Source organism: Streptomyces sp. NRRL WC-3549, from assembly GCF_000721935.1.
Taxonomy (GTDB): Bacteria; Actinomycetota; Actinomycetes; order Streptomycetales; family Streptomycetaceae; genus Streptomyces.
In genome coordinates, this window is the sequence record NZ_KL585418.1 from 115,839 (window position 1) to 118,018 (window position 2,180).

Consider the following 2,180-nt stretch of genomic DNA (forward strand, 5'->3'; position numbering starts at 1 on the left):
GCGGGCGCCACCCTCGGCTACCGCTTCATGATCTACGAGCCGCTGGCGATGACCAACCAGATCCGCCCGAGCGACAAGGCGGACCCGTGGCTGGCGACCGACTGGGCCTGGGAGTCCAACTTCACCAAGGTCACCTTCACCCTCGACGACCGGGCCAAGTGGGCCGACGGCAAGCCGCTGACCGCCGCCGACGTCGCCTTCACCTTCGAACTGCTCAAGAAGCACCCGGCGCTCAACGGCAACGGCATCCCCTACGACGGGATCTCCGTGGAGGGCGAGAAGGTCGTCCTGACCTTCAAGGAGTCCCAGTTCGTCAACCAGAACAAGATCATCACCACCTTCGTCGTGCCCAAGCACATCTGGGAGAAGGTCGAGAACCCGGAGACCTGGCCCAACCGCACCCCGGTCGGTTCCGGCCCGTACAAGCTGAAGACCTTCACCCCGCAGACGACCACCCTGACCGCCACGCCCACCTACTGGAAGGGCGAGACCAAGGTCAAGGAGCTGCGCTACACCGCCTACAACGACAACAGCGCGGCGACCACGGCCCTGGCCAACGGCAAGGTCGAGTGGTCCTTCGTCTTCATGCCGGACTACAAGCAGCTGTACGTCGCCAAGGACCCCGAGAACCACAAGCTCTGGTTCCCCTCCGGCCTCGGCATCCACGGCCTGTGGTTCAACACCGCCCGCAAGCCGTTCGACAACCCGGCCCTGCGCAAGGCGATGGCCATGGTCGTCGACCGCAACGCCATCCACGTCCAGGCGGAGGCGACGCTCTACCCGGAGATCACCAACCCGACCGGCATCCCGCTGCCCGCCGGTGAGTCCTTCATCGCCCCGGAGTACAAGGACGCCACCACCGAGCCCGACGTGGCGGGTGCCAAGAAGCTCCTCGCGGACGCCGGGTTCACCCTCGCCGGCGGTGTCCTGAAGGACCCGGACGGCAAGCCGGTGACGCTGACCTTCACCGACCCGGCCGGCTGGAACGACTACATCACCGGGCTGTCCATCATCAAGGACAACATCAAGCAGCTCGGCATCGAGGCCAAGGTCAAGACGCAGACCGCCGAGGCCTGGGGCAACGACGTCGCCAGCGGCAACTTCGACGCCACCCTGCACTGGACCAACAGCGGCGCCACACCGTACGACATGTACCAGAACATCATGGACGGGGCGATCCTCCAGCCCATCGGCAAGAGCTCCCAGCTCGGCAACTTCGGCCGCTTCAAGAGCCCCGAGGCCACCGCCGCGCTCAAGGAGTACGCCAACGCCTCGGACGACGCCACCCGCACCAAGGCCATGAACGTCCTCCAGAAGATCATGGTCGAGCAGGCGCCGCTCATCCCGACGGCCGCCGCCCCCATCGGCGCCGAGTACTCCACGAAGAACTGGGTGGGCTGGCCGACCGAGGACGACCCCTACGCAGCCCCGCAGCACACCCAGCCCGACGCGCTGGAAGTCGTGCTGAACCTCAAGCCCGCCAAGTAAGCACGGGGAAGAACCGGCCATGACCACCGAACAGAAGCCGGACGCGCGCACCGACACCGACGTGGTGCTCGAAGCGCGCGCCGTCACCAAGCACTTCCCCGTACGGCGCACCGGGCAGGACCTGCTCGCCCGGCGCCGCCGCACCGTCCACGCCGTGGACGACGTCTCGCTGGAACTGCGGCGCGGCACCGTCACGGCCCTGGTGGGGGAGTCCGGCTCGGGCAAGTCCACCGTCGCGCGGCTGCTCGCCCAGCTCCACCCCCTCACCGCGGGCGAGATCCGCCTGGGCGGGACGGCGGTGAAGGCCGGGCGTGGCCGGTCCTTCCGTACGTACGTCAAACAGGTCCAGCTGATCTTCCAGGACCCCTTCGCCTCGCTCAACCCGGTGCACACCGTGCGCTACCACCTGACCCGCGCCCTGAAGATCCACGGCCGGGCGGGCAGCGGGGACGCGGAGCTGGAGGAGAACCTGGCGGCCCTGCTGGAACGTGTCCAGCTGACCCCTCCTCACCAGTACCTGGACAAGTTCCCGCACGAACTGTCCGGCGGGCAGCGCCAGCGTGTGGCCATCGCGCGCGCGCTCGGCGCCGACCCGCAGGTCCTGCTCGCCGACGAACCGGTCTCGATGCTCGACGTGTCGATCCGGCTCGGCGTCCTGAACCTGCTGCGCGACCTCAAGGAGCGCCTGCGGC

The 2,180-nt window shown here is 68.1% G+C and carries 2 protein-coding genes; both read left to right on the forward strand.

Features of this window, described 5'->3' with window-relative positions:
• The coding region (locus tag IH13_RS0124075; protein ID WP_031087748.1) for an ABC transporter substrate-binding protein at positions 1 to 1,488 on the forward strand (1,488 nt) is incomplete at its 5' end.
• 19 nt (positions 1,489 to 1,507) lie between these two features.
• Positions 1,508 to 2,180 (forward strand): ATP-binding cassette domain-containing protein (locus IH13_RS0124080; RefSeq protein WP_031087750.1); only part of this gene is annotated, 673 nt, incomplete at its 3' end.